This is a genomic window from Rhodoplanes sp. P11 (assembly GCF_964266735.1).
Classification (GTDB): Bacteria; Pseudomonadota; Alphaproteobacteria; order Rhizobiales; family Xanthobacteraceae; genus Rhodoplanes; species Rhodoplanes serenus.
In genome coordinates this window covers 406,582-430,123 of sequence record NZ_CAXWGY010000001.1, presented here as the reverse complement: position 1 = coordinate 430,123, position 23,542 = coordinate 406,582, and the positions used below count along the sequence as shown (strand labels likewise).

Annotated in this window: 17 protein-coding genes, 2 tRNA genes and 1 pseudogene; 10 read left to right on the top strand and 10 right to left on the bottom strand. The window is 67.7% G+C overall.

Annotated features, from left to right (window positions below):
* Positions 1-108: 108 nt before the first annotated feature.
* The 4 genes from ACFQUV_RS02005 to ACFQUV_RS01990 form a co-directional block, all read right to left on the bottom strand.
* Positions 109-450, bottom strand: a complete 342-nt coding sequence (locus tag ACFQUV_RS02005; RefSeq protein WP_378394049.1) for a hypothetical protein — start codon at positions 448-450, stop codon at positions 109-111.
* Between the two features lie 442 nt (positions 451-892).
* On the bottom strand, positions 893-2,980 hold the full coding sequence (locus tag ACFQUV_RS02000) for an AAA family ATPase (protein ID WP_129610412.1): 2,088 nt from the start codon (positions 2,978-2,980) through the stop codon (positions 893-895).
* A complete protein-coding gene (locus ACFQUV_RS01995) occupies positions 2,908-3,219 on the bottom strand; it encodes a DUF6634 family protein (protein WP_129610414.1) in 312 nt (103 codons plus the stop codon). Before ACFQUV_RS01995 ends, ACFQUV_RS02000 begins: the two co-directional genes overlap by 73 nt.
* Before the next feature lie 12 nt (positions 3,220-3,231).
* Positions 3,232-3,828, bottom strand: coding sequence for a hypothetical protein (locus tag ACFQUV_RS01990; RefSeq protein WP_129610416.1), 597 nt, complete (start codon positions 3,826-3,828; stop codon positions 3,232-3,234).
* A gap of 664 nt (positions 3,829-4,492) precedes the next feature.
* Between ACFQUV_RS01990 and ACFQUV_RS01985 the strand changes: the two genes are divergently transcribed.
* The 4 genes from ACFQUV_RS01985 (at position 4,493) to ACFQUV_RS01970 (ending at position 12,876) form a co-directional block, all read left to right on the top strand.
* Complete coding sequence (locus tag ACFQUV_RS01985; protein ID WP_129610418.1) at positions 4,493-4,738, top strand: hypothetical protein; 246 nt, start codon at positions 4,493-4,495, stop codon at positions 4,736-4,738.
* 221 nt (positions 4,739-4,959) lie between these two features.
* Positions 4,960-11,250, top strand: coding sequence for a DUF3320 domain-containing protein (locus ACFQUV_RS01980; protein ID WP_129610420.1), 6,291 nt, complete (start codon positions 4,960-4,962; stop codon positions 11,248-11,250).
* A 148-nt stretch (positions 11,251-11,398) separates the two neighbouring features.
* Complete coding sequence (locus ACFQUV_RS01975) at positions 11,399-11,818, top strand: hypothetical protein (RefSeq protein ID WP_165364058.1); 420 nt, start codon at positions 11,399-11,401, stop codon at positions 11,816-11,818.
* Positions 11,713-12,876, top strand: a complete 1,164-nt coding sequence (locus tag ACFQUV_RS01970) for an RNA-binding domain-containing protein (RefSeq protein WP_165364060.1) — start codon at positions 11,713-11,715, stop codon at positions 12,874-12,876. Before ACFQUV_RS01975 ends, ACFQUV_RS01970 begins: the two co-directional genes overlap by 106 nt.
* Positions 12,877-13,156: 280 nt before the next feature.
* On the opposite strand, the pseudogene ACFQUV_RS01965 reads toward ACFQUV_RS01970, so the two are convergent.
* Both ACFQUV_RS01965 and ACFQUV_RS01960 read right to left on the bottom strand, forming a co-directional pair.
* A pseudogene (locus ACFQUV_RS01965) lies at positions 13,157-13,327 on the bottom strand (ParA family protein); the annotation flags it as partial.
* Between the two features lie 227 nt (positions 13,328-13,554).
* Positions 13,555-13,630: transfer RNA gene (locus ACFQUV_RS01960), tRNA-Ile, on the bottom strand.
* A 276-nt stretch (positions 13,631-13,906) separates the two neighbouring features.
* Here ACFQUV_RS01960 and ACFQUV_RS01955 point away from each other — a divergent pair.
* The 4 genes from ACFQUV_RS01955 to ACFQUV_RS01940 all read left to right on the top strand — a co-directional run bounded on the left by ACFQUV_RS01955 (position 13,907) and on the right by ACFQUV_RS01940 (position 17,657).
* Positions 13,907-14,887, top strand: a complete 981-nt coding sequence (locus ACFQUV_RS01955) for a hypothetical protein (RefSeq protein WP_129610424.1) — start codon at positions 13,907-13,909, stop codon at positions 14,885-14,887.
* A gap of 161 nt (positions 14,888-15,048) precedes the next feature.
* Complete coding sequence (locus ACFQUV_RS01950) at positions 15,049-15,861, top strand: SDR family oxidoreductase (RefSeq protein WP_129609329.1); 813 nt, start codon at positions 15,049-15,051, stop codon at positions 15,859-15,861.
* A gap of 20 nt (positions 15,862-15,881) precedes the next feature.
* Positions 15,882-17,330 (top strand): aldehyde dehydrogenase family protein, encoded by a 1,449-nt coding sequence (locus tag ACFQUV_RS01945; protein ID WP_129609295.1) that lies wholly within the window; start codon positions 15,882-15,884, stop codon positions 17,328-17,330.
* A gap of 186 nt (positions 17,331-17,516) precedes the next feature.
* A complete protein-coding gene (locus ACFQUV_RS01940; protein ID WP_155479543.1) occupies positions 17,517-17,657 on the top strand; it encodes a hypothetical protein in 141 nt (46 codons plus the stop codon).
* 89 nt (positions 17,658-17,746) lie between these two features.
* Here the strand turns inward: ACFQUV_RS01940 and ACFQUV_RS01935 are convergent, their stop codons facing one another.
* Together ACFQUV_RS01935 and ACFQUV_RS01930 are read right to left on the bottom strand one after the other, a co-directional pair.
* Positions 17,747-18,718 (bottom strand): amidohydrolase family protein, encoded by a 972-nt coding sequence (locus ACFQUV_RS01935; RefSeq protein WP_129609296.1) that lies wholly within the window; start codon positions 18,716-18,718, stop codon positions 17,747-17,749.
* Positions 18,719-18,814: 96 nt separating this feature from the next.
* Positions 18,815-19,693 carry a hypothetical protein gene (locus ACFQUV_RS01930; protein ID WP_129609297.1) on the bottom strand — a complete coding sequence of 293 codons (879 nt, stop codon included), beginning with the start codon at positions 19,691-19,693 and terminating at the stop codon, positions 18,815-18,817.
* A gap of 636 nt (positions 19,694-20,329) precedes the next feature.
* Here ACFQUV_RS01930 and ACFQUV_RS01925 point away from each other — a divergent pair.
* Positions 20,330-20,968, top strand: coding sequence for a bifunctional 2-polyprenyl-6-hydroxyphenol methylase/3-demethylubiquinol 3-O-methyltransferase UbiG (locus tag ACFQUV_RS01925; protein WP_129609298.1), 639 nt, complete (start codon positions 20,330-20,332; stop codon positions 20,966-20,968).
* 231 nt (positions 20,969-21,199) lie between these two features.
* Here the strand turns inward: ACFQUV_RS01925 and ACFQUV_RS01920 are convergent.
* Together ACFQUV_RS01920 and ACFQUV_RS01915 are read right to left on the bottom strand one after the other, a co-directional pair.
* A tRNA-Ala gene (locus ACFQUV_RS01920) sits at positions 21,200-21,275 on the bottom strand.
* 212 nt (positions 21,276-21,487) lie between these two features.
* Positions 21,488-21,892 (bottom strand): TIGR02300 family protein, encoded by a 405-nt coding sequence (locus tag ACFQUV_RS01915; RefSeq protein WP_111384675.1) that lies wholly within the window; start codon positions 21,890-21,892, stop codon positions 21,488-21,490.
* A gap of 301 nt (positions 21,893-22,193) precedes the next feature.
* Here ACFQUV_RS01915 and aroA point away from each other — a divergent pair, with 301 nt between their 5' ends.
* Positions 22,194-23,534, top strand: coding sequence for a 3-phosphoshikimate 1-carboxyvinyltransferase (gene aroA, locus ACFQUV_RS01910; RefSeq protein ID WP_129609299.1), 1,341 nt, complete (start codon positions 22,194-22,196; stop codon positions 23,532-23,534).
* Positions 23,535-23,542: the final 8 nt, after the last annotated feature.

Genomic DNA, 23,542 nt, shown 5'->3' with positions numbered 1-23,542 from the left:
ACATGAAGTCCCGTCCAAAGTCAGTGATGACGACCGCCGGAAGCCCGAGCGGGGTCCACTGGCGATTGGGCCCCGCCGACCGGCGGTCGATCAGCGGGGTGTCATCCATCACGACCTCCCGTTCCGGCGGAGCGCCTTAGTGGTCGGCGCCGCGACGAGGTCCGGCGGGAGAGAGACGTCGAGCGGCGCGATCGAAACCACGGCGCGCCTGGGCGCCGGGGCGCCGATCAGCTTCTTGAGGTCACCGGCGGACATGGTCGGCGGGTCGCCGTCGGGGCCGGCGTCGACCACGTTGCCGCCGAGGATCCGACGCATGACCGGGTCGATGCAGACCGCGAGGTAGTGCGAGGTCGGGTAGCGGGGGATGGCGGTGTCCACCGTGACGTCGGTGGAGCCCATGAGGATGCGGTAGCTGGTGCTGTTCACGTTGCTCTCCTGCGTGTCGGGCACGCGTTCTCTCTTCCGGCCGGCGGGATTTGCCGGTCGGTCGGCATTGCAAAAGGCAAAAGGGTTTCGTTGCCCCGAATAGCTATTCGGAGGCTCTAATCGAGAACCCGGCCTTCCTGCTGTTTGGTTCGGTCAACGGCATGCTTGCTCGCAGCCTTTGACCGAGGTTCGCGCCGGGGGTCGTCCCCGAGGCTTGCTCCGCACATAGCGCGACCGGCGACGACTTTCAATCGGTGGTTTGGCGAAAATGCAAGTCTGTCCAGTGAGTTGCAAGGATTCGTCTTCCGACCTTTCCAACGAGTCCTTCGGCCTTCCCCGGGGTCTCGTGGGATCGCCGCCGATGGTCGCGGGGTCCGGAGTCGCAGGAAACCCGCGTGGTCAGCTAACAAGTCGCATAATGGCGACCATTTCGGGAGGCCGGGTTAATCGTTTATTAACCATGTTATCAAGAAATTTGGCTGCCCGCCCATTCTGCCCGGTCGAGACCCTTGCTTTCGGTCGGAAAACAGTTGCGGACGACGTCCTCGATCTCGGCACCGGTGAGCACGCGTCGCGTCCGCAGCGCCTCGGCGACCGCCTCGATGCCGGTCCGGTGCGTCCGGACGAGCGTCTGCGCGACCGCGTAGAGCCGCTGGAGATCCGCCTCGACTGCGGCCCGGAGCTTCGGGTCGGTCGTGAGCAGCAGTCCCACCTCTTCCATGGGCGCGAGTGCCGCTAGGGTGCCGCCGAGGCCGAGGCTCGCGTGCCGTGCCGTCGCGAGCCGCGTCGCCATGGCGAGATCGGCCGCAGCGCCAGCGGCAATGCTGCCGGCCAAGATCTCCTCGCCGGCCCGGCCGCTCAGGACCATGACGATGAGCGCCTCGATCCTGTCGGCGGTCATCGTGCTGACCTCGATCTGGTCGAGGCGGGTGTGGCCGCCGGACGTGTCGGCCGCGACGATCGTCGCGTGCCGGAGGGTCCCGGTCTTCAGCACCGTGGCCGCGACCGCATGGGCAGCCTCGTGGACAGCGGCCCGGGCGATGGTCTCCGGGCTGCGGAGGTCGGGCGGCGTTGCGATCGCGGTCAGGTCGTCGAGGACGAGGCTGCGGCCGGACATGCGGGCCCGCCGGCGTGCCGCCCGGACCCACTCCATCGCGTCGGCGCCGACCGCCCCGGGACGCAGACGCGCGACCGGCAGGAGATCGACGTCGGGCAGGTCCTCGCTCAGGTGATGGCGCAGGATGCCGGCGAGCCCCTCCGCATCGGGCGGCCCGACGTGCAGCGCACGCTCCAGCCGGCCCGGGCGCAGGAAGGCCGCGTCGATGTCGGCGAGGCGGTTGGTGGCCCCGATGACGAAGATCCGGTCGCGCTGCGAGACCGCCGAGTCGAGCAGGAGCAGCAGGTCGGTGATCACCGGCGTCCACCAGTCGCGCCCGCGCGGAGACAGCGTCTGGCGGTTCGGCATCGCGTCGAGTTCGTCGAGGAACACGATGCACGGGGCCAGTGCGGCCGCCCTCGCGAAAAGGTCGCGCTGCGCCTTCACGACCGAGTCCAGGTACCCTGCCGACGACGCGAAAAACTCCGCCACGGAGGCGGCGAGCAGCGGCACGCCGCATGCCCGCGCGATCATGCGCGCTAGGAGCGACTTTCCGGTCCCCGGGGGCCCGTGCAGCACCGCCCCACGATCACAGTGGTCGTAGCGTCCTGAGATTCGGCCGTCCGCGATGTCGCGCGCGAGTGAAAGGCCCCACTCGCGGGCTTCGCCGAAGCCGGCCGCCGTCTCGAGACGAGGGAGGCCGTCGTCGCCGTCGGGCAAGATGCGGGCGCGCGAGGCGGCCCGCAGCCTTGCGATGGCGTCAGCCGCCGTGCCGTCCGGACGGAACGCCGAGACGATGTCGTCGAGGTCGAGCCCGGCGGCGATCGTGTCCTCGAGCGTCGCCGGCAGCCGCCCCGAGAGGCATCGGCGGATCGCGTCACGGATGACCGCCCCGTCGGGAGCGTCGATCCGGATGTGGAGATCGGCCGCGGCGAGCAGCGTCGGCGGGAGCAGTCGATCCGGGGCGTGCGAGACGCCGATTGCGGAGGTGCCGCTTCCGAGCGCTTCTGCCACCGGGCTGTCGCCCGCGGTTCGATCGGAGCGCCGGTCGCCGGCCGGCGCGAACAGGACGTTCGGGGAGCGGACGAGCGCCTCTGCGTGCCTCCCGATGGGCTCGATCCATCGCCGGGTCGGCACCTTGATCACCACCGCGAGCGTGCGCCGCCGCCACAGGGCGTTGCGGACCGCAGGGGTAGTGGCGGCGTCGAATGCGGCGGCGGCGATCGCCCTGATCGGCCAGCCGGCAAAGGGCCGCGAGCGCCGCGCGCTGGGCGCGACGGGCGACGGGGGTTCGTCAGCTTGCACCTCCTCATCGAGATCGAGGATCGGCTCGATGATGCCGAGCCGCTCGCGCAGGGTGGAGCGTGGTCTGTGGGTTGGCTCGGTCATGCACGGCCTCCTGGCTGTCCTGCCTCGAAGCCCAGCCGATAGAACCGGGACCAGGTGCGGACCCAGCACCGGTGAGGGTCGATGGCGTAGATGGGCGTGGTGGCGATGAACGGTCGGTCGCCGAGCCGCGGGTGGCCCGTCACCGTGCCGGTCAGCACGGGGGCGCCGGTGTAGGCGGGCAGCCACGGGTCGAGCAGCGGCGCGTTCGCGAGGTCTGCTGCGGTCGGCGCTTGGCCGGCATGGATGCGCTCGAGGTCGCCGACGAGGCGGCGAAGCGTCTCGATGGCCTCGTGGGTGATCTGCGACATGTTGTTCGTCCTTCAGGGTGCGCGTCGGCGCCGGACCGAGGTCTCCGGTCCGAGGGGCGCGTCGGTGATGTCGATTTCGATGACGTCCGCGCAGGCTAGCGAGAGCACGCTGCCCACCGGGTCGCGGGACAGCCGGGCGGCCGACGCCGCCTCGGCGATCGTCAATGGTCCCTCCGCAAGGGACTGCAGGATGGTGATCCGGTCGCTCACCGGGACCCGCACGAAGCGGCAGCTCCACACGGCGGTTGCGTTCGAGAGCCAAGGCTCCCGCAGCACGTCGGCCGCAGTGAGCGTCAGCAACGGCAGCCCGAGTGCGTCGATCGCGAGCAGGAAAAGTCCCTCGCCGTCGACATCCCTGATCAGGCGCGCCTCGATGATGTCCAGCACCTGCCGTCCGCGGTCGCCGTCGAGAACGATGGCGTTCAGTGCGACCCCGTGGCCCTCGACCTTGACCGCCGACACCACGCCGATCGCGCGGACCGTCGGGTCGAGGGACGCCTGCACCAGGGCTGCACGGACCAGCGCATGACCGGCCGGAACCGGCACGGCGCACTTGGCCCCGTTGAACAGGAACGGGTCGGTTCGTCGTTGGGCAGGGAACGCGGACATGAGGGTACTCGACGCTTGTTCGGGCTGGCCGCGTGCTCACACGCGGGCGGAAGGTCGCGCTCGTCTTTGCTCATGCCCGAACTCCCTCGATCTCGATGACCAGTCCTGGGCCGAACCGCCCGTTCTCCGCGCGACCGCGGGTCGAATACCCTTTGGGGTTCGACACGATAACGGGTGCGGCCGATGCGATGGTCCCCGCTCCGGTGGCTGTGACCGTGGTTCCCGAGGTCTGGGCCTCGGGCCTCGATGAGATCGCGGAGATCGCTCGCCGCAGTGTAATGGGATGGTCAGCGCTTGAGTTTGCCGAGCGCCGCCGCGTGGGGAGCAATCGCGCGAACCACGGCCGCTCGACCCCATCGAGGACAACCATGCAGCCGCGCTCTTCCTCCCTGAGGAGGTCGGTCCGCCGCGCCATGGTCCCGTTCCCATCCATCGTCTGCTCCCTCCTAAAGGGGCCGGTAGGGTCGACGATGAGTACATAGCGGGAACATCAAGGCGAGTCAATAGCATACTATCAATAAAATAGTACACTATTGCAGCGATGGGGCGGCATCGCGAAATATCGGTGAATCAACGCGCTAATCAGCCGTGGGGGGTTGCATGGGCACCGCTGTAGAGCCAACTTGGTCGGAATTTAGAGGGGAGCGGCAGGCCCGATCGCGCAATGGCTCAAGAAGATGACACTACATCTCGCGTCCGAAAGGCCGGCACGCGGCGCCAGTTCCTGGTCTACATGGAGCCGGACCTCATCAAGAAGGTGAAGCTCGCGGCGCTCAAGCGCGACGTCAGCGCCTCGGCGCTCGTCGAGGAGGCTGTCGTCCAATGGCTCGCAGCGAATGAGCCCGGACGGAAGCGCAAGAGCGGTGGAGGGAAGACGGCCGTGGCCGAGCCCGATGACGAGGCCGAATGAGCGAAGAGGGGTATTCGAATCAACAGCTCTTTTCATCGCCTCCCTTGTCGTACCGTCCAACATATGAGCGATTTTAAGATGTAGACGGCGGGGTTCCTGAAAGGGGTTTGAAATCAGCGGCGGCGGCCGACCTCGATGATGAGCCGCAGGCGGCTGGTCGGGACGCTCTCCCGCGAGTTCACGCTGAACGTTGTCCACAGTCGAAGAGACGTTGTTCGATCATGCCCGACCGACCGGAGACCGAGCGACTGGAGAAGCTGTATGAGCGGCTTCGGGAACGGCTGCTCGACATGTCCCTTCGGAACCCGATGCTGAGCTACAAGCACCGTCCGAAGTCAAAGCGTCAACTCCGGATCGTCGATGGCGCGCTGGAAGGCATCTACGGTCAACTGACGGATGGGCAGCCTTTTGAGATCCTTTCGCTCCGGGAGCCCGATGACACGCCGCCAGACGAGAAGGCGGACGACTTCGTTTCAGCGCTCGCCCACGCGAAGGTTTCCGACGTCGAATACCTCACGGGAATCGAGGCGCTGGAAAGCGCGGGGCGCGACGACCCTTTCGAACTGGCGAAGGCGGAAAGGGAGCTTCGCGATCGCGTCCGCGAAAGCCTCGGGATGGAGCCGCGCCCTAACCGGCGGACCGTCAACCCGATCGAGCATGCGCGGTCGCTCGGTATCGACCCTTCCCTCGAATTGACCAAGGTCCCTCAACAGGGAAACAGGAACGAGAACGCCAAGAAAAAGCTGCAGACCCTGGAGTGGCCTGACTCGCTCGAATCCATCCTCGACCGCATCTTCGGCGACGCGCGTCTGGCCGAACAGGAAACCGGCCTCTCCACTCTGTTCCTGGCCTTCGGCTTCCTCGAGTGGCGTGAGAGCGACGACAGCGCCAAGGCGCTGTTCGCGCCACTGTTGCTCCTGCCGGTCAAGCTGGAAAGGAACAAGTCGGTCCGCGGCAAAATCACCTTTTCTGTTTCGGCGATTGCCGATGCCGCCGACCCGAACATCAGCCTTCAGAAGAAGCTGGAGCGCGATTTCGGGATGCGTCTCCCCAAGTTCGTGACCACCGAGGAGAGCAGCGGATCGGTCGACAAGTATCTCGCCTCGGTTTCGAAGGCGATCAAGGACATCAAGGAGTGGAAGGTCCGGCGTTTCCTCACTCTGGGGCACTTCAGTTTCGGCCGGTTCGCGATGTACGCCGACTTGGCGTCGGAAAATTGGACGGCGCACCCGGTCGCGGATGACTTGGTCGGGTCCATCGTTCGGGGGACGGAGTTGGCTGGCGATGGGGGAAGCTCGCTTTTCCATCCGCCGGACGACTACGAGGTTGACGCCCCTGAAATCGAGAAGATCGCTCCGATCCTGATCCACGATGCCGACGCCTCCCAGCACAGCGCGCTCGTCGACGTCATGCAGGAGAAGCACCTCGTCATCCAGGGCCCGCCCGGAACGGGGAAGTCGCAGACCATCACGAACATCATCGCGAACGCGCTCGCCGCTGGAAAAACGGTGCTCTTTCTCGCCGAGAAGCAGGCGGCGCTCGAGGTGGTCTCGCGGCGGCTCGGGACGGCCGGCCTGGGGCATTTCTGCCTCGAGCTGCATTCGGAAAAGGCGACGCCACGCCTGGTGGTGGAGAGCCTGAAGACCCGGGTCGCGCTCCGCCGCGGAAGGGCGGTCCCGGGGCTGGCGCAGCGGGATTCGACCTGGGACACAAGCCGAAGGGAGGTAGGGGCTTACGTCGCCGCCCTCAATGCTCCCGCGGAAGACGGCCAAGCCCCGTTCGATTTGATATGGCGAACCTTGCGGGCGCGGAGCGAACTCGGGGTGGCCTTCGAGGCGTTCAAGATGGTTCCGCTACCGGCGGACATCCTCGACAGTCCAATCGCGTACCGTGAGGCGGCAGGCGACGTGTCGATCTATGCCCGGATGGCGCAGGCGTTCACCACCGCATACGGCCGTCCAGCCAAGTCCCCCTGGCGGGTGATCACCTTCGCTGACCCCAATCCAGCAATCGTGTTCCGTTTTGTCGACGGTATCGTCGAGTTGCGGGCGCGAGCCGAGATCGTCGCGGGACTCATCGAGAGCGTCCAGGATCTCGGGGTGGAAAACCTGCCCGCTCTGGAGACATTGATTGCCCTCGATCAGGTGCTCCCGGATTTCCCGCATGACCCGGTCATGGTGCCCCGTGTGGCGGCGCTGGATGCGGCGGAGGTGGAGGGCGTCATCCGTCTGAGGTCGACGCTTCGGATCTTGGACGAGCGCGCTGCGGGTTTCGCGGAGCTTTCGGACTTGTCCGCTGAGGACAGGGTCCGCATCGGGCGCTTGGTCGAGATCACCGCCGGCACGGCGCTTGCCGGGCTTGCCCCCACCGCCCTCTATGAACAGGTCGCCCGCCGCATCGAGGTTGCGTCGACGCTTCTTGATGCACTCGATCATCTCAAGGCGGCTGTGGAGATCTTGAGCCTCGGCGGACGGTTTCCGGTTTCGGGGTGGGAGCCGGTATTGTTCGCGGCGGTCGCGGCCTCGGGCCTGACCGATGATTTGAGAACGTGGTTTTGTTGGCACCCGAACGAGGGGAAGGAAGAGTTCGACCGGGCGCACGCAGACTGGACGAAGCTGGTCGCCAACGAAACGCATTGGCGGGGCCGGTTTCCCGGGTTCCGCCAGCCGTCCTGGCCGACGCCCGATGAATTGCATGCTGGCGCATCCGTCGCCCGCAAGGGCGGGCTCGCCAAGGTGTTCGGCGTTTTTGGCGGCGATGGAAAGGCCTTGGCTGCGATCTCGGAGCGGCTCGGAGTCCCTGCAGGAACCAGAATTCCGGCCGACGACCTCGACGGATTGGCTTCGCACGCGCGTGCCCTTGCTGCCTTCCAGAACAACCACGCCTATCGGCAGATGCTCGGCGCCAGCTGGATGGGGTTGAACACGCCTTTCCCAATGATCGCCAAGGCCCTAAATTTGCGCAGGGTCGTGCACGAAAAGATCTCGGAGCATCCGCATGGCGACGAGGTCGTCGCGTCGTTGAACAGGCTCCCGCCCGCTGGGTTGGTGAGACTCGCGGAGACCCATGATGGTCTCCGCACCTTCGCGGGGCTCAATCCGGAGTTACAGGCGCTGGATGACACCGCCTTGGAGGCAAAGCTCTCTGAACTGCAGCAGGCGAGGGAACGCGCCCGGGCGGTGCTAGAGGTCGATCCGGACAGGACACTGACGAGGTACGATCGCTCGATCACCGATCTCGAAGGAATCATCCTGCTGGAGGCCGACCAAGCAAAGGCCCGAGCCAAGCTTGCCGCGCACTCGCTCGCAGCCGGCGCTGAAGACCTCGCCGGGTCCGCTCTGGCGGTTGATCGAACGCGTGCGACATTGTCCTGGGTCTCGGTGGTCAAGGAGCACGTGCCTCCCGGAATCCTCAGGAGTGCACTGCTGTCGGACACGGGTGGAGCGCTTCGCCAGCGCATTGCCGAATGTGCGGGTCGCGCAGCCCCGGCGATTGCTGACCTGAAGGACGCGGTGGCCGGGCTCGAGCGCGACTTCGGTGTGACGGGATTCGATCCGGGGGCACCCCGCGTTCTTGCGGCCCTGGCCGCTGATCTGCAGGAGCGGCGGGACGAACTGTCGGAGTACTTGAGCCTGCATGGGCAGCGGGAGTTGTTGAAAGGCAAAGGCCTTGAAACTCTGCTCCAGACCGCCGATGCGATCCATCTGAACCCCGACCTTCTGCCGTCCCTATTTTCCGGGCTTGTGTCCCGGCGGCGAGCCGAGACATCGCGCCGGACGGACCCTGTCCTGGCTCAGGCAAACGGCTTGCGCATCGAGGCGAGGCGCCAGGATTTCATCCAGCGGGACCGGCAGAAGATCGAGATCGATCGCGCCCGGGTCAAGGAAGCTTTGATGGCGGCGCAGCCGCCGAACGGCATCCGCAACGGCCCCCGGTCCACCTGGACGGAGATGGAGCTTCTCCATAACGAGTTCGGCAAGGAGAAGCGCTTCGTTCCGGTTCGTGACCTCATGCAGCGCGCCAGCACCGCTGTTCAGGCGCTGACGCCGTGTTTCATGATGTCGCCGCTCTCCTTGGCGAAGTTCCTTCCCCCGGACAAGATCGATTTCGACCTCGTTGTGATCGACGAGGCGTCACAGATGCGGCCGGAAGATGCCTTGGGCGGGATGCTGAGGGCTCGGCAGCTTGTCGTCGTGGGCGACCAGAAGCAGTTGCCGCCAACGGACTTCTTCTCGCGGTCCTCCGACGAGGTGTCCGATGATGACGAGTTCGAGGATCTCGACGATGAGTCGATCCTGGAGGCCTGCCAGAAGACGTTCCGCCTGACCCGGTTGCTTCGTTGGCACTACCGAAGCCGGTGCGAAAGCCTCATCTCGTTCTCCAACCGCGAATTCTACAAGGGTGAGCTGATCACCTTTCCGATGGCAAAGCCCGGGTCGTTCTCGATCGACCTCATCCGGGTGAACGGCAGCTATGAGGCGAGGCGGAACCCGGCCGAGGCGCAAGTCGTCGCCGAGGAGGCCATCCGGTTCATGAGGCGGTTCGCCGACGACAATCCGGAGACGATGCCCACCCTCGGGATCGCGGCCGTCAACAGCGACCAGCGCGACCTCTTGATGGAGGAGGTGCGACGTCTCGCGATCGGCGACGAACTCGTCGAGCGGTACCAGGAAAAGGCGTCGAAGAAGGGGGAGCCGCTGTTCATCAAGAACCTGGAGAACGTCCAGGGCGACGAGCGCGATTTCATCTTCATCTCGATGACGTACGGCCCGAAGCCGGGGCAGACGGCCGTCAGCCAGAGATTTGGGCCGATAAACGGGAAGCAGGGACACCGGCGTCTGAACGTCCTGTTCTCCCGCGCCAGGGTCCGCATCGGTCTCTTCACGTCTTTCGGCTCGATCCACGTTGTCCCGACCGACAAGAGTTCCCAGGGCGTGCACGTCCTCAAGCGCTACCTCGAATACGCCGAGAAACGGGGACTTGCGGAGGCACGCGCCGGCGCGGCGGAGGTCGAGAGCGATTTCGAGTCCGAAGTAGCCGATCGGCTGCGGTCGCGCGGTTACACCTTGGACTGCCAGGTCGGCGTTTCGGGGTATCGGATCGACCTCGGCGTCAAGCACCCGGAGCATCCCGAGCGCTACCTGGCGGGCATCGAATGCGACGGCGCCAGCTATCACTCGAGCAAGAGCGCACGGGATCGGGATCGCCTTCGGGAGGAGATCCTGAGGGGGCTCGGCTGGGAGATCGTCCGGGTCTGGTCAACCGACTGGTTCGACAACCCTGATCGGGAAACCGAGCGGCTGGTCAAGCGGCTCACGGAGATCAAGGACAGGCCTTTCGATCGCGATGATGAATACCGGCTGGGTGGGGTGGAGGCGATTGCCCCCGGGGCTTCGGACCAGGTCGATGAAGCTGAAGGTGATCCCGCCGACCGACCGATGGAGCCGCTCGCAGCCGATGCAGCCAATCAGGAGGCCAATCTCAATGAGGTCGACCTAGAGTCCGACCCGCCTGCGGGTGGTCCAGTTCCGGGGGAGAAGCCGAAATCACGGCTTCAAGACGATGGCCCGTTGACCAAGGTCGAACTCCAGAAGGCGCTGCGGGAATTCCGCGACACGGTCATCGCAGCCGAGGTCGCTCCCTGGGAGCCGCACCGCTCCATCCTCCGCGACGCCATGATCGAGACCTTCGTCGAGCAACGTCTCGACGACCCGAACGATTGGCACCGAAAGGTGCCCATGTATCTCCGGCAGGGGACAAATGGAGCCGAACGATCCCACTTTCTCGACAGGGTCTGCGACATCGTCGGTCGACTGGAAGGTCGGCGCGCCGGCGATCAGCCGAAGCCGGGCCGGCCGGCGTTTGAATTGACGGCCGAAGTGCAGCCGGAGCGGAAGGAAACCCAGTTCAAGCTGTTCGGCGCTGGGGTTTCACCGGGTATCCCGCCGAAATCCGTTGCTCTCCCGCAGAGTGGGGGTCAGCCGCAGGAGGGGCGCCGCCCCGGCTCCGACGAGTACGTGGTGGCCGACTTCTCAGCCTGCGGTCTGGTGCCGGACGCGAGGCGATTCTACGACCCCGGATACAGCCTGACGCTCTCGAAGATGGTCGCTCATGTGATTGAGACCGAGGGGCCCGTCTATGTCGATCAGGTGGTGACCCGCATCGCGCGGGCGCACGGATTCCAGCGGAATGGAGCCAACATCTTCGAAGCGGTCGCGCGCGCAATCGATCGCCGCTTTGCGCGGACGACGGAAGGTGACAGGGATCTTGTGTGGCCTGCCGGCAGGACGCCGGAGAAGCTGGTTCCGTTCCGGAAAAACGGGCAGGGGGCTCGGACCTACAACGACATCCCGCTCGTCGAGCTTGCGAGCTTGGCGTCCCCGCTGCTTGCTCGGCGGAAGGACGACGAGGAAATCCTCGATCACATGCGGAACTTCTTCGGCTTGGAGCGCCTGCGGGAAGCCGCGAGGGCGCGGTTCGAGGCTGCGATCAGGTTGGCTCGGCGGTCGTGAGACCACGCGTCACGAAGGTCGGAGCGCGAGTAGCGTGAGGGTGCAGCCGACAAGTAAGCAGACGTGGTCGAGGATGATGGTACCCGCAATGAGCGAGCCATACTCTGCTTGATCGACCGGGGGGACGATGGCGAAACGTCAACGGACGATGACCGACGAAGGGATCGGCCTCGCCAAGGCGATGTTGAAGCGAGGGCTCAAGAACGACGTTGTGCATTTTCATTTCAACCGCGCTGATAGGCTCATCAGCTCCGGTCGTATCGCGCAAATAAAGAGCGGCACCTATGGCGCGGCTGTTCCCGAGGCTACGCCGGAAGTGCTCGAGAGCTTTCTTCTCGAATGGGCGCCGCGTCACGCCACAGATACGCCCGGTTCCGCCGCCGAACGCGCTTTGCTCGGTGCCTTGTTTGCGAAGGAGGCCGGCATTTGGCGTCTGGTAGCCGGCGAGACCGATCGGTTCGAGTGCAAGCGCGGATTCTGCCTTGCTCCAGAGCAACGTTTCGCAGACATCTTGAGGTCGATTGCGGGCCTTGCCAACAATTCCGGGGCTACATTTTCATCGGCATAGCCAACGGCACCCTCGCGGTCGAGGGACTTCCGGACGAGCGTTTCGAGAAAGCCGACCCGGCCGAGATTAATCGCGTTCTTGTAGGTGCGCTCGATCCGGTTCCGAAGGTCCGTTCATCGGTAATCGCGGTCGGTGGGCGCAAGATTGGGGTCCTACATGTCTCGAAACAGGAGACGCCGCCTGTCATTGCGATCAAGAACATTGCTCAGGATGTGAAGGAGGGAACGATCTATTACCGGTACGTTGGCGAAACGCGGGCCATCCGTCCTGGGGAACTACGGCGCATCATTGCTGAGCGCGAACAGAAGGCGGTGGCTGAATTTTCCCGCCGGATGGCGCGTATCGCCGAAGGCGTCGAGGCGACTGTCAACCTCGATATGGGTGAAGTCGCGGGTAAATCCGGCAGATTCATCATCGACAAGTCGCTCCTGCCGGAACTCCAGTTTGTGCGAGAGGGGGATTTCACCGAGCGGCGTGGTGCGCCGGCGCTGCGATTGATTGGGGAAGTGGAGCCGATCGACGTCTCCGAACGCGAGCGCGTCCGTGTTGTCCGAGAGTCGGTGACCCCCGATGCCATCGTAAGGAACTTCCTGCGTGGGGAGAAGGTGGAACACCCGCTCGAGTACATTCGCGCGCAAGCGCACTGTCAGCGGCGTTGGCTGCCGGTCTGGTATTACGTCGAGAAGGTCGGAAAGCCGCTCGACGAGTTGATTGAGGATTTGCGCTCCGAAGTGGCGAGCCATCCTGCGACGCGCGACTTTCTTGTACAGCGGCTGATCGGAGCAGAACGTGCCCAGCGGGTCCAAGTTGGGAAGGTTGGCAAACTGTGCCGAGAGATCGCACGTGGAAAGTTCACTCCACCCGTAGACAGGGCCACCGACCAGGCATTTGCCAATGCCGTGATGGGACTTCCGGCTGGTACGCTGGACGTGGAACGGTTCAAGCCGATTCTACTTGAATCCTTGGATCGGGTGGAAACCGGTAGCGATGGCGCTGCGCGAAGTGCCATATATCGTGCTGTATGCCGTCTTGACGAACTTCTTCACCGAAAGGCATAGGCGGGGCAGTACGATAACGTGCTGGTCAAACGGCAGCTTGTCGAAGCTTGACCTCGGGCAGCCGATGTTCTTCGTTTCGACGCTTAATGTCGGTCCTTATTCATCTCTGTTTTTCCCATCCCACGCCGCTTCGAAAGCTTTTGCTGAAATAGCGCGTTTCGGGGGCTGCTTCCGCGGCTTTGGTGCAGCCTGCTTCTTATCCACAGCTTTGGTTTTCGCAGACGGTTTGGCCGTTGGTTCGGAGGTGCCATTTGCCAGCGTCACCAGATGGGCCCGCATCCAATCGGGCTTCACCAGCGATGGCGATCGAGGCGCTGGACTGCGGGTCGAGGTCAAGGACCAGGACCGAAGCGTTGTAGGCGGCCGCCAGTCCCTCGGCCAAGCTGACCACTGTGGTCGTCTTACCGACGCCCCCCTTCATGTTGGCGACTGCGATGAGTTGTCCGGCCACTTTCCCCTCCCGCGAAGGCAAACTCGCGAACACGGAACCGAAATCAATCTTGAGGAACAACCAAAAGTAGTGCCACTGACTATCGTAATTGGATGCGATTCGAGCAAACGCGATTTCGGGTAGCAGAAATTACAAACCAATGATAGAGTAAATCGGTCGATACACCTTCGCCCCACTTTTACAGCGTCATCGCTGCACTCTTAGGGAGGTGGCATAATTCGGTCGGCTGGTGGGCCCGGCAGGACTCGAACCTGCAACCAAGCGGTTATGAGCCGCCGGCTCTGACCATTGAGCTACGGGCCCCGCCCGGCGGCCAGGCGATGCGCGGTGGCGGACCGTAGCAGCGGGTCCGGAGCCATACAACGGTCGGCTCGACCGTCCGCCCCGGCCGGCGGGGAGCCGAGCGGCGGCCGGCCCGGCTTCGCCGCAGTGCCTCTCCCCGCGGGTATCTCGCCACGGGTGGCGGGCCGCCGATTCACGGACAGGTCCGACTCTGTTAGCCTGACCCCGAATCACGCCGCGCCTCCGCGAGCCGGCGGCCGCGGGTGGCGCGCCGCGGGTGGACGAGGCGGTTTCCAGATGCTCCCAACCTTCCGGACCATGGTGATCGCGGTCGCGGCCGTGTTTCTCGCCCTCATGGTGACGGCGCGAGGCCTGGTCACGGCGCCCGAGGCGGTGACCCGCATCGGCGAGGTGCCGCCGCTCGGCCGCACCCTGGTCCAGCTCGCCCAGGTGCCGCTGGACGACACCCAGAAGCGGTTCGTCGCCGAGGCCGTCGCGCGCGCCGAGCGGGCCGAGATCGAAGCCGCAGCCCGCATCCAGCAGGCGGACGCCGCCGGCCGGTCCGTCACGGCAGACGGTGCCGCGGCCCCGAGAGCGCCCGAGACCGCACCCGAGATGGCTTCCGAGATCGCGGCCGACAGCCGTCCGGCGGGCGGGCCGAGCTTGCCGCTGGTCGCGGCCGACGAGCGTGGCCGCCCGGCTGCCGCCGTGCCCGCCTCGGCGGACCCTCTCGGCGACCTCATCCGCGCCGTCGTTCCCGAGACCCCGGAGCCGTCGCCGCGGCCTGCCGGCTCCGGCGGCGACGAGGGAGCCGGGACGGTCGTGGCCCTCGCGGCGGCACCGGCGGCACCGCCCGCGCCGTCGCCCGCCATGCCCCCGGAGCCCGTGGCGGCCGCTCCTGCTCCGGCCGACCCGGTGTCCGCCGATCGAACGCCCGCCGACCCGGTGCCCGCCGATCCGGAGCGTGGCGCGGCCGCCGCGGCGCCGGGCGAGGCTGTCGTCGCGGCCCTGCCCACGGCGGAGCCGGCGGTGGTCTTCGGCCCCGAGCGGCCCGCCGCCAAGCCGACGGCGCAGAAGGCCAAGCGCACCGCCAAGCCGGCGGCCCGCAAGAAGGCCCGGGCGAGCCGCCCGGCCGCCCGCCGTCCGGTGGTTCGGACAGTCTCACGGCCAGTGGCACCGGCGCCTGCCGCCACCACCTACCAGACCTACACGCCGTTCTTCGGCAGCCCGGCCCCGACCGCGCAGCCGGCGGCCCAGCCCGGCACTCTGCGGCGCTGACGCGCGCCTCCGGCCCCAGCTCGTCCGGGCGACGGCCTCGGCGGCGGGTGGGCCGTGCGGCGCCGTGCCCTGTTGATGAGGCGGCGGCCGCTCCTGTTGGATCGCCTCTTGCACGCGGTGCGGGTGTCGGTGGGGCCGCGCATCGGTGCCGGGGAGGGGCTATGGGCAGCATCGAGGGGGGCACCGTCCTGATCACGGGCGGGGCGTCCGGCATCGGCTTTCTGATGGGGCGGCTGGTTCTGGAGCGGGGCGCCGCCCGCTTGGTGATCTGGGACATGCGGGCCGACGCGCTGGCCGAGGCCGAGGCGGCGCTGCGGGCGCCGGGCCGGTCGGTTGTCGGCTTCGCGGTCGACATCACCGACCCCGAGCAGGTGCGGCGCGCGCTCGCCGAGATGGACCGCCAGGGGCTCGCGGTCGATGTGCTGGTCAACAATGCCGGCATCGTCGTCGGCAAGAGCTTCGCGGAGCATTCCGACGCCGATATCGAGCGTACCATGCAGGTGAACGCCACGGCGCCGATGCGGCTCGCCCGCGCGCTCCTGCCCGGCATGCTGGCACGCCGCCGCGGCCATGTCGTCAACATCGCGTCGGCGGCCGGCATGGTGGCCAATCCCGGCATGGCGGTGTACTGCGCTAGCAAGTTCGCCATGGTCGGCTGGTCGGAGTCGCTGCGCATCGAGCTCGAGCGCGCCGGCTCCGGCGTGCGGGTCACCACCGTGATGCCGTTCTACATCGACACCGGCATGTTCGCCGGCGTGCGCTCGCCGGTGCTGCCGATCCTTAAACCCGACTACGCGGCGCGGATGATCGTCGATGCGGTCGCGCGCGGCCGCATCTTGCTGCGCATGCCGCGGCTCCTGTATCTCGTGCCGCTCGTTCAGGGCCTGCTGCCGACGCGCTGGTTCGATGTCGTCTGCGGGCGCTGGTTCGGCATTCACGACTCGATGGCGACGTTCAAGGGGCGCGGCGGGTGAGCCACACGACGCAGACGACAATGCCGACAGCGGACGCGCCCGTCGCGGGAACCGCCGTCGATGGCGACCGCATCGCGGCGCTGTTCGCGGCCCAGCGCCAGGGCGTCGCGGTGCGGCGGGTGTCGTTCGACTATGCGGCCCGCCTGGTGGCACTGGAGCGGCTGCGCGACGCGCTGGTGCGGCGCGAGGCCGACATCGTGGCGGCGCTCGCCGCCGATTTCGGCAAGCCCGCCACCGAGGTGCTGCTCACCGAGATCCTGCCGGTGCGCCAGGAGATCGCCCACGCCCGCCGCCATCTGCGGCGATGGATGCGGCCGCGCCGGGTGCGCCCGACCCTCGGGCTGATCGGCACCGCGGCGCGGGTGCGGCCGGAGCCCAAGGGCGTCTGCCTGATCATCGCGCCCTGGAACTATCCGTTGAACCTCGCGCTCGGCCCGCTGGTCTCGGCGCTGGCGGCCGGCAACGCCGTCATGCTCAAGCCGTCCGAGCTGGCGCCGGCGACGTCGACGCTGATCGCCTCGCTGATCGCCGAGACGTTTCCGCCGGGGCTGGTCGCCGTGGTGGAGGGGGATGCGGCGGTCGCCGAACGTCTCCTGGCGCTGCCGTTCGACCACATCTTCTTCACCGGCAGCCCGGCGGTCGGCCGCATCGTGATGGCGGCGGCGGCGCGCACCCTCGCCTCGGTGACGCTGGAGCTCGGCGGCAAGTCGCCCGCCATCGTCGGGCCGGGCGCCGACCCGCGCAAGGCGGCGCGCTGGATCGCCTGGGGCAAGTTCGCCAATGCGGGCCAGACCTGCATCGCGCCCGACCACGTCTTCGTTCATCGCTCGGTGGCGGACCGGCTGGTGGCGGCGCTGGAGGCGGAGATCGCTCGCGCCTACGGGGCCGACCCGTCGGCCCGCCGGCACTCGCCCGACTATGCCCGCATCGTCAGCCGCCGGCATGCGGATCGCCTGCACGACCTGATCGAGAGCGCCACCGCAGCGGGCGCGCAGGTGCTGGCCGGGGGCGAGGCCGATCCGGTCGCGCGCTATGTGGCGCCGACGCTGATCGCTCGCACCACGCTCGACATGGCGGTGTCGCAGGAGGAGATCTTCGGGCCGGTCCTGCCGGTGATCGCATACGACGATCTCGACCAGGTGATCGCCCGCATCGACGCCGGGCCGAAGCCGCTCGCCCTCTATGTCTTCGACCGCTCCCGCAGCTTCGCCGAGGCGATCACGGCGCGCACCAGCTCCGGGGCGGTCGGGATCAATCTCACCCTCGCGCATTTCCTGCATGTCGGCCTGCCGTTCGGCGGCATCGGCCAGTCCGGGATAGGCGCCGCGCATGGTGAGCATGGCTTCCGCGCGTTTTCTCACGAGAAGGCGATCCTGCGCGATCGCTTCTCGGTCACGCCCCTGCTGTTCCCGCCCTACACGCCGCTGGTGCAGCGCCTCGTCCGGCTGACGCTGCGGCTGCTCGGCTGACCGGCTCTGCGGCAACACCGGAATCGGCTGCTCGTCCCGTATCGAGCCGGCCTGCCGGCGCGGGCCGCCTGCGTGCAACTGCGGATTGTCATGTGGGGCACCGCACGTTAATCGACTCGCATTGGAACGATCAGCGAAACCAATCGTTATTTCGGCTGGACAGTTCGTGCCTCGGAGGTCAGCTCCATGGCCCATCATTTGGTCGAGAAAGACACCTTCGTCCGCGTCAACCGCAACATCGCCCTCGGACTGGTGTGGAGCGGGCTCGCCGTCTCGGTGATCGCCGCCGCGGTCTTCGACGTTGGGCGCTGGGTCGGCGCGTGGTGATCGTCGCGATGTGAGACGCGGTGGCGCGATGCCAGTGGCGCCCGTTTCGGCGGGACGCGCGGGCCGGACGCTTGTTCGTCTCTCGACGCTCACCGCCGCAGCAGCCGGCGCGCATTGCCGCCGAGAATCTTCAGCTTGTCGGCCTCCGACAGCGGCACCCCGGCCATCCATTCGACCGCCGGTGCGTTGTCCACGAACGGCCAGTCCACCGCGAACAGAATGCGGTCGATCCCGAGCTCCATCACGCAGCACAGCAGCGCCGGCGTCGAGAAGAAGCCGCTCGTCGTGACATGGACGTTGTGGCTGAACACCTCGCGGAACGCGATGCGCTTCTGGCCCGGCCGCGTCAGCGCCTGCTCGATCCGCCACAGCAGGAACGGCAGCGTCTCGCCGAGATGGCCGAGCACCAGCTGGAGCCCGGGATGGGCGTCGAACACCCCCGACAGCACCAGGCGGATCGCCGTGGTGGCGGTCTCTACCGTGTAGCCCCAGGCGGGCCGCGCCACCATGGGGAAGTCGGCTGTGTAGTCGTCGTAGTAGACCGCCGACACCGCCGGATGCGGCACCGAGGGATGCAGGTAGATCGGCACGCCGAGCCGCGCGGCGCGTTCGAAGATCGGCCAGAACCGGCGGTCGTCGAGAAAGACACCGTGCGGCATGCCGTGCAGCATGGCGCCCTTGAAGCCGAGGCGCTCGACGCAGCGCTCCAGCTCGTCGGCGGCGGCCGGCGGATCGATGGTGGGCAGCGCCGCGAAGGCGGCGAAGCGATCCGGATGCGTCTGGATCACCGCGTGCAGGCGATCGTTGACCCGCCGGGCCAGCGGCACCGCGGCGTCGCCGGCGATCTTCTGGGTCGAGGGCGAGCCGTGCGACAGCACCTGGATGTCGATGCCGGCCGCGTCCATGGCGGCGATCCGCTGTGCCCCTAGATCGTACAGTCGGTCGGCGAGCTGGCCCGGCCGTGGTGCTTCGCCGCCGGTGAAGTGGGTCACCAGCTCGGCGTCCCAATAGTGCTCCTCGATGGCGACGACAGGGGTGTGCTCGGGCTGCATTCTGTCCATGTCCTTCTCGGGCGCCGGCACCACGCGCGTCCGCCGTGGCGACAGGCGGTGGCGCCGGACCGCGGCAGGCGGCGCCGCGGTCGCAGCGGGGGCGCGTCAGCGCACCGTGCGGCGGGTGATCACCACGTTGTCGAAGACGAGGTTGGACGACCAGATCCAGCGAGCCCCCTCGAACAGCTCGGGATAGCGGGTGTAGGCCGGCAGCGCCGTCACGCCGATGTCCGTGTCGGTGTACTCGTAGGCGCGCGGCCACTTGGAGTCGTCGAATGAAGCCCCCTGCCAGTTGTCGGGCATCTTGTAGTGGACCGCGTAGCAGGCGTCGGCGCAGGGCGGCTTCTTGGCGACCGGATGCACGCGGCCAAGCTTAGTGGTGTCGTGGACATTGCCGATCTCCACCACCTCGTCGGGCGCGTTGAGCGGGGCGATATAGAAGGTCTGCGCCTTCCAGTTGGAGTCCGTCACGGTGCCGTCGGAGAAGCGGGCGATCAGGCCGCCGTCGCCGGGATGGCGCGGATTGCCCTGGAACAGCTCCATGCCGATGCCGAGCTGCTCGTCCCAGTCCACCAGCAGGAACGCCAGCGTGTACGGCCTCTTGGCCTTGAACTTCACGATGGCGGAATTGAACGGCGTGTAGGGCGTGTGGTCGATGCCGACCAGCTTGCCGTTGACGTACATCTCGAAATAGTTGTCGGCGACGATGTATCCGGTGATCACCTCGCCGTCCGGATCGATCTCGACCACCGGCACCTTGGAGGCGTCGACGTCCTTGGCGGTGGCCGGCGTCACCTGGTTGCACTCGTTGTAGAGGTCGGCGGCGATCGGGCCTTTCCCATACTGGACCGGGGCCGGCATGGTGATCACGGTGCCGTCCGTCGCCGTGATGGTGCCGATCGCGCTGACGCGATGGTTCGAGACCTGCACCGGGCATTTGTAGAGGTTCTCGACGGTCGGCTTGGCCTGCCCCTGGGTGATCATCCGGCCACCCGACGCCGCGCTCGCCGGTGTCGCGCTCGCCGGTGTCGCGCTCGCCGGTGTTGTGCTTGGCGGTGATGTGCCTGCCGCCGCCCCGGCAGCCGCCGGAGCGGCCGGGGAAGCGGGCGGGGCCTGAGCCTGTGTTGGGGCCTGGGTTTGGGCCTGTGTTTGGGCCTGGGCCGCCAGGGCCGTGAGCCCGCTGACGCCGAGGACCACGACCACGCCCGCCAGCCGCCGGCCGGTCGGGGACCGGCGAGCCGGCGAGAGGCGGGTGGTTCGGACGCAATGCGAGAGTCGACGGGACATGCGTTTCTCTCCCAGGGATGCGCTTTTTTGTTGTGTGATGAGATGCGTGAGGCAGGACGGCTCGATTGTGCATGGCCGGTCGGCCCGCGCAATCGGCCGCGACCGTCGGGACGGCGGGGCGCGAATCACTTCGGCGAGATCGCACGCGATCCGGCCCGGCGAAGCCGTGCGCCTCGATGGCGACGACAGGCGGGCGTTTGCATACCATGTCGTCCCCGCGGCGCTTGCGGCCGGAAATCACCGGGGTCGAGCCGATCAGGCCCGCCTCGGCGAGGTCGGCCGGGCGCGCCGGAATCCTATAATGGGTAGGGATGCCGTAAAGGAGCTCCGCCGATGAGCGCAGTGGACGACGCCCGTTTCTGGGATCGGACAGCACGTAAATATGCCGCCTCCGCGATCTCGGATCAGGCCGGTTACGACCGCACGCTGGACCGGACCCGCGCCCGGCTGAAGCCGGACGATCGGGTGTTGGAGCTCGGCTGCGGAACCGGCACGACGGCGTTGAAGCTCGCCGCCGGGGTGCGGAGCTATCTGGCGACCGATCTGTCGGCCGGGATGATCGCGATCGCCGACGAGAAGCGCGCCGCCACCCCGATTCCGACGCTCGCTTTCCGCTGCGCGACTGCGGAGGCGCTCGCCCGGGAGGACAGCCGATTCGACGTCGTGCTGGGGTTCAACTATCTCCATCTGGTCCGCGACCTCCCCGCCACGCTTCGCTCCATCCACGACCTGCTCGCGCCGGGGGGCCTGTTCGTCTCCAAGACGCCTTGCCTCGGAGACATGAACGCGTTCGTCCGCCTCGCCCTGTTGCCGGTGATGCGGGCGATCGGAAAGGCGCCGCATGTCGGCGTCTTCCGGGCGGAGGAGCTGCACCGGGCCATCGCGGCGGCCGGTTTCCTGATCACGGCGACCGAAGGCCACGCCAGCCGCGGCAGAGACGTCCGGCCCTACATCGTGGCGCGGAAGGAGTGACGCCGCCGCGACCGATGGAATCGACGCGCTCGCCGTGCTCGGGGTAGGCGCTCGGCGGTGCGGAGGTCGGGCCGAGGCCGCGGGTGCTGCGGCGGGCCCGCGACATCGTTCAGCATGGGGATCGAGGGCGGTTCGCCGACCCGCCGGCATCGGGTCGTTCCGGGCGGCATCGGCCGGCCCGCTACGCCATCGGCAGGACCAATACAGCGGTCGTCATTGGGAGCGGGGAGTTGGTGGAGCCAAGGGGAGTCGAACCCCTGACCTCTTGAATGCCATTCAAGCGCTCTCCCAACTGAGCTATGGCCCCACGCGCGCGACACGGTCTTGGGACACCGTATCGATGGTCCGGCTCGCCTGTCGGCCGCCGGTCCCGGATCGCGGGCCTCTTATGGCCGGTCGCGGTCCGGATCGCAATCCCGAATTATGTCACCGGGACGACGATTTTTTGGTCGATCGCCGCTCGGCCCGAGGGCGCGGCGTGATCGGCCGCCGCCCTAGAACCACACTTTGCGACCGATCTCAAGTCTCCTCCTCGTCCTCGATGTCGCCGCCGAGGATTTCGGACACGTCGGTATCCTCTTCCTCGGTCTCGTCGATGAAGGCGTCGTCGTCCAGGCTCTCGTCGATGTCGACGTCGTCCTCGACGTCGGCGATGTCCTCGCCCACCGCCGCCTTCTTGCCACCCGACGCCTCGGCATCGGCCTCCTCGAGGGAGACGAACTCGGCCTCGCTCGACTCCGGCAGCTCGTCCTGCACGGCCGCCCGGCTCGCTGCGGCATCGGGCCGCCCGCGCGGCGCCGTCGGCAGCGTGACCTCGTAGATGCTGCCGCATTTCGGGCAGGTGATCGGGTCTTTGGCGAGGTCGTAGAACTTTGCGCCGCAGGCGGCGCAGAGGCGCTTCGTACCGAGCTCGGGTTTTGCCACGGTCGGAAATCCTTGGAGCGATCGTCGGAAAAAACGGACCATCCCCTTGGCGACTCGATGGGCCGGTGTCAATAGCGCCGGCGACTTGCCCTCCACTGGGGTTTTCACTGTCGCGCGGCGCTCCTGGACCTTCGGGTGCGGTCGGGGAGGACGTGGCGTGCCGGCGGCTCGGCGCCGGACCGGGGGAGGGGCGCCTCGCCGCCCAGATTCCTGTGGGCGGGGGCCGGAAAGCCCGATAAGCAGGGCGCCGCCTGCGGCCAGCCCGGCCGCATCCGACCCATTCGCCTGACGGGGTTCCGCCATGTCGTCGACCGCCGCCACCCTCTTGCCGCTGACCGCGCGCGGCGCCCGCCCGCTCGTCGGCCGGGTCCGCGTGCCCGGCGACAAGTCGATCTCGCACCGGGCGCTGATTCTCGGGGCGCTGGCGGTCGGCCGCACCACCGTCACCGGGCTCCTGGAGGGCGAGGACGTGCTCGCCACCGGAGAGGCGATGCGGCGTCTCGGCGCCAGCGTGGCCCGCACCGGGCCGGGCGCCTGGGTGATCGACGGGGTCGGGGTCGGCGGCTTCAAGGCGCCCGACCAGACCCTCGACTTCGGCAACTCGGGCACCGGCTGCCGCCTGGTCATGGGCGCGGTGGCGGGCTGTCCGGTGACGGCGACCTTCGACGGCGACGCCTCGCTGCGGCGCCGGCCGATGCGGCGCATCCTGGAGCCGCTGGTGCGCATGGGCGCGACCGTCGTGCAGGCCGCCGAGGGCGACCGCCTGCCGGTGTGGCTCGCCGGCGCCCGCGATCCGATCCCGATCGAGTACGCGACCCCGGTGCCCTCCGCTCAGGTCAAGTCGGCGGTGCTGCTCGCCGGCCTCGCGGCGCCCGGCCAAACCGTCGTGATCGAGAGCGAGGCGACGCGCGACCACACCGAGACCATGCTGACCCATTTCGGCGCCGATGTCCGGGTCGAGCCGCAGGGGCCGCACGGCCGCCGCATCACCCTGGTGGGCCAGCCGGAGCTGACGGCGGCGCCGGTGACGGTGCCGGCCGACCCGTCGTCGGCCGCTTTTCCGCTGGTGGCGGCGCTGCTGGTGCCGGGCTCCGACGTGGTGCTCGCCGACGTGATGACCAATCCGCTGCGCACCGGCCTCTTCACCACGCTGCGCGAGATGGGCGCCGCGATCGAGGAGGTCGCCGTCCGCCGCGACGGCGGCGAGGCGATGGCGGACCTGCGGGTGCGCGCTTCCGATCTCGTCGGGGTGGAGGTGCCGGCCGAGCGGGCGCCGGCCATGATCGACGAGTATCCGGTGCTCGCCGTCGCCGCCGCCTTCGCGCGCGGCACCACGGTGATGCGCGGCCTGAAGGAGCTGCGCGTGAAGGAGTCGGACCGGCTCGCCGCCACCGCCGATCTGCTGCGGGTGAACGGCGTCTCTGTGACGATCGAAGGCGACGACATGATCGTCGAGGGCCGCGGGCGGGCGCCCGGCGGCGGCCTCGTCGCCACCCACATGGACCACCGCATCGCCATGTCGGCCCTGGTGATGGGGCTCGCCAGCGAGGCGCCGGTGGCGGTCGACGACGCGGCCTTCATCGCCACCAGCTTCCCGGGCTTCGTCGAGACCATGCGGGGGCTCGGCGCCGACATCGGCTGAGCGGCGGC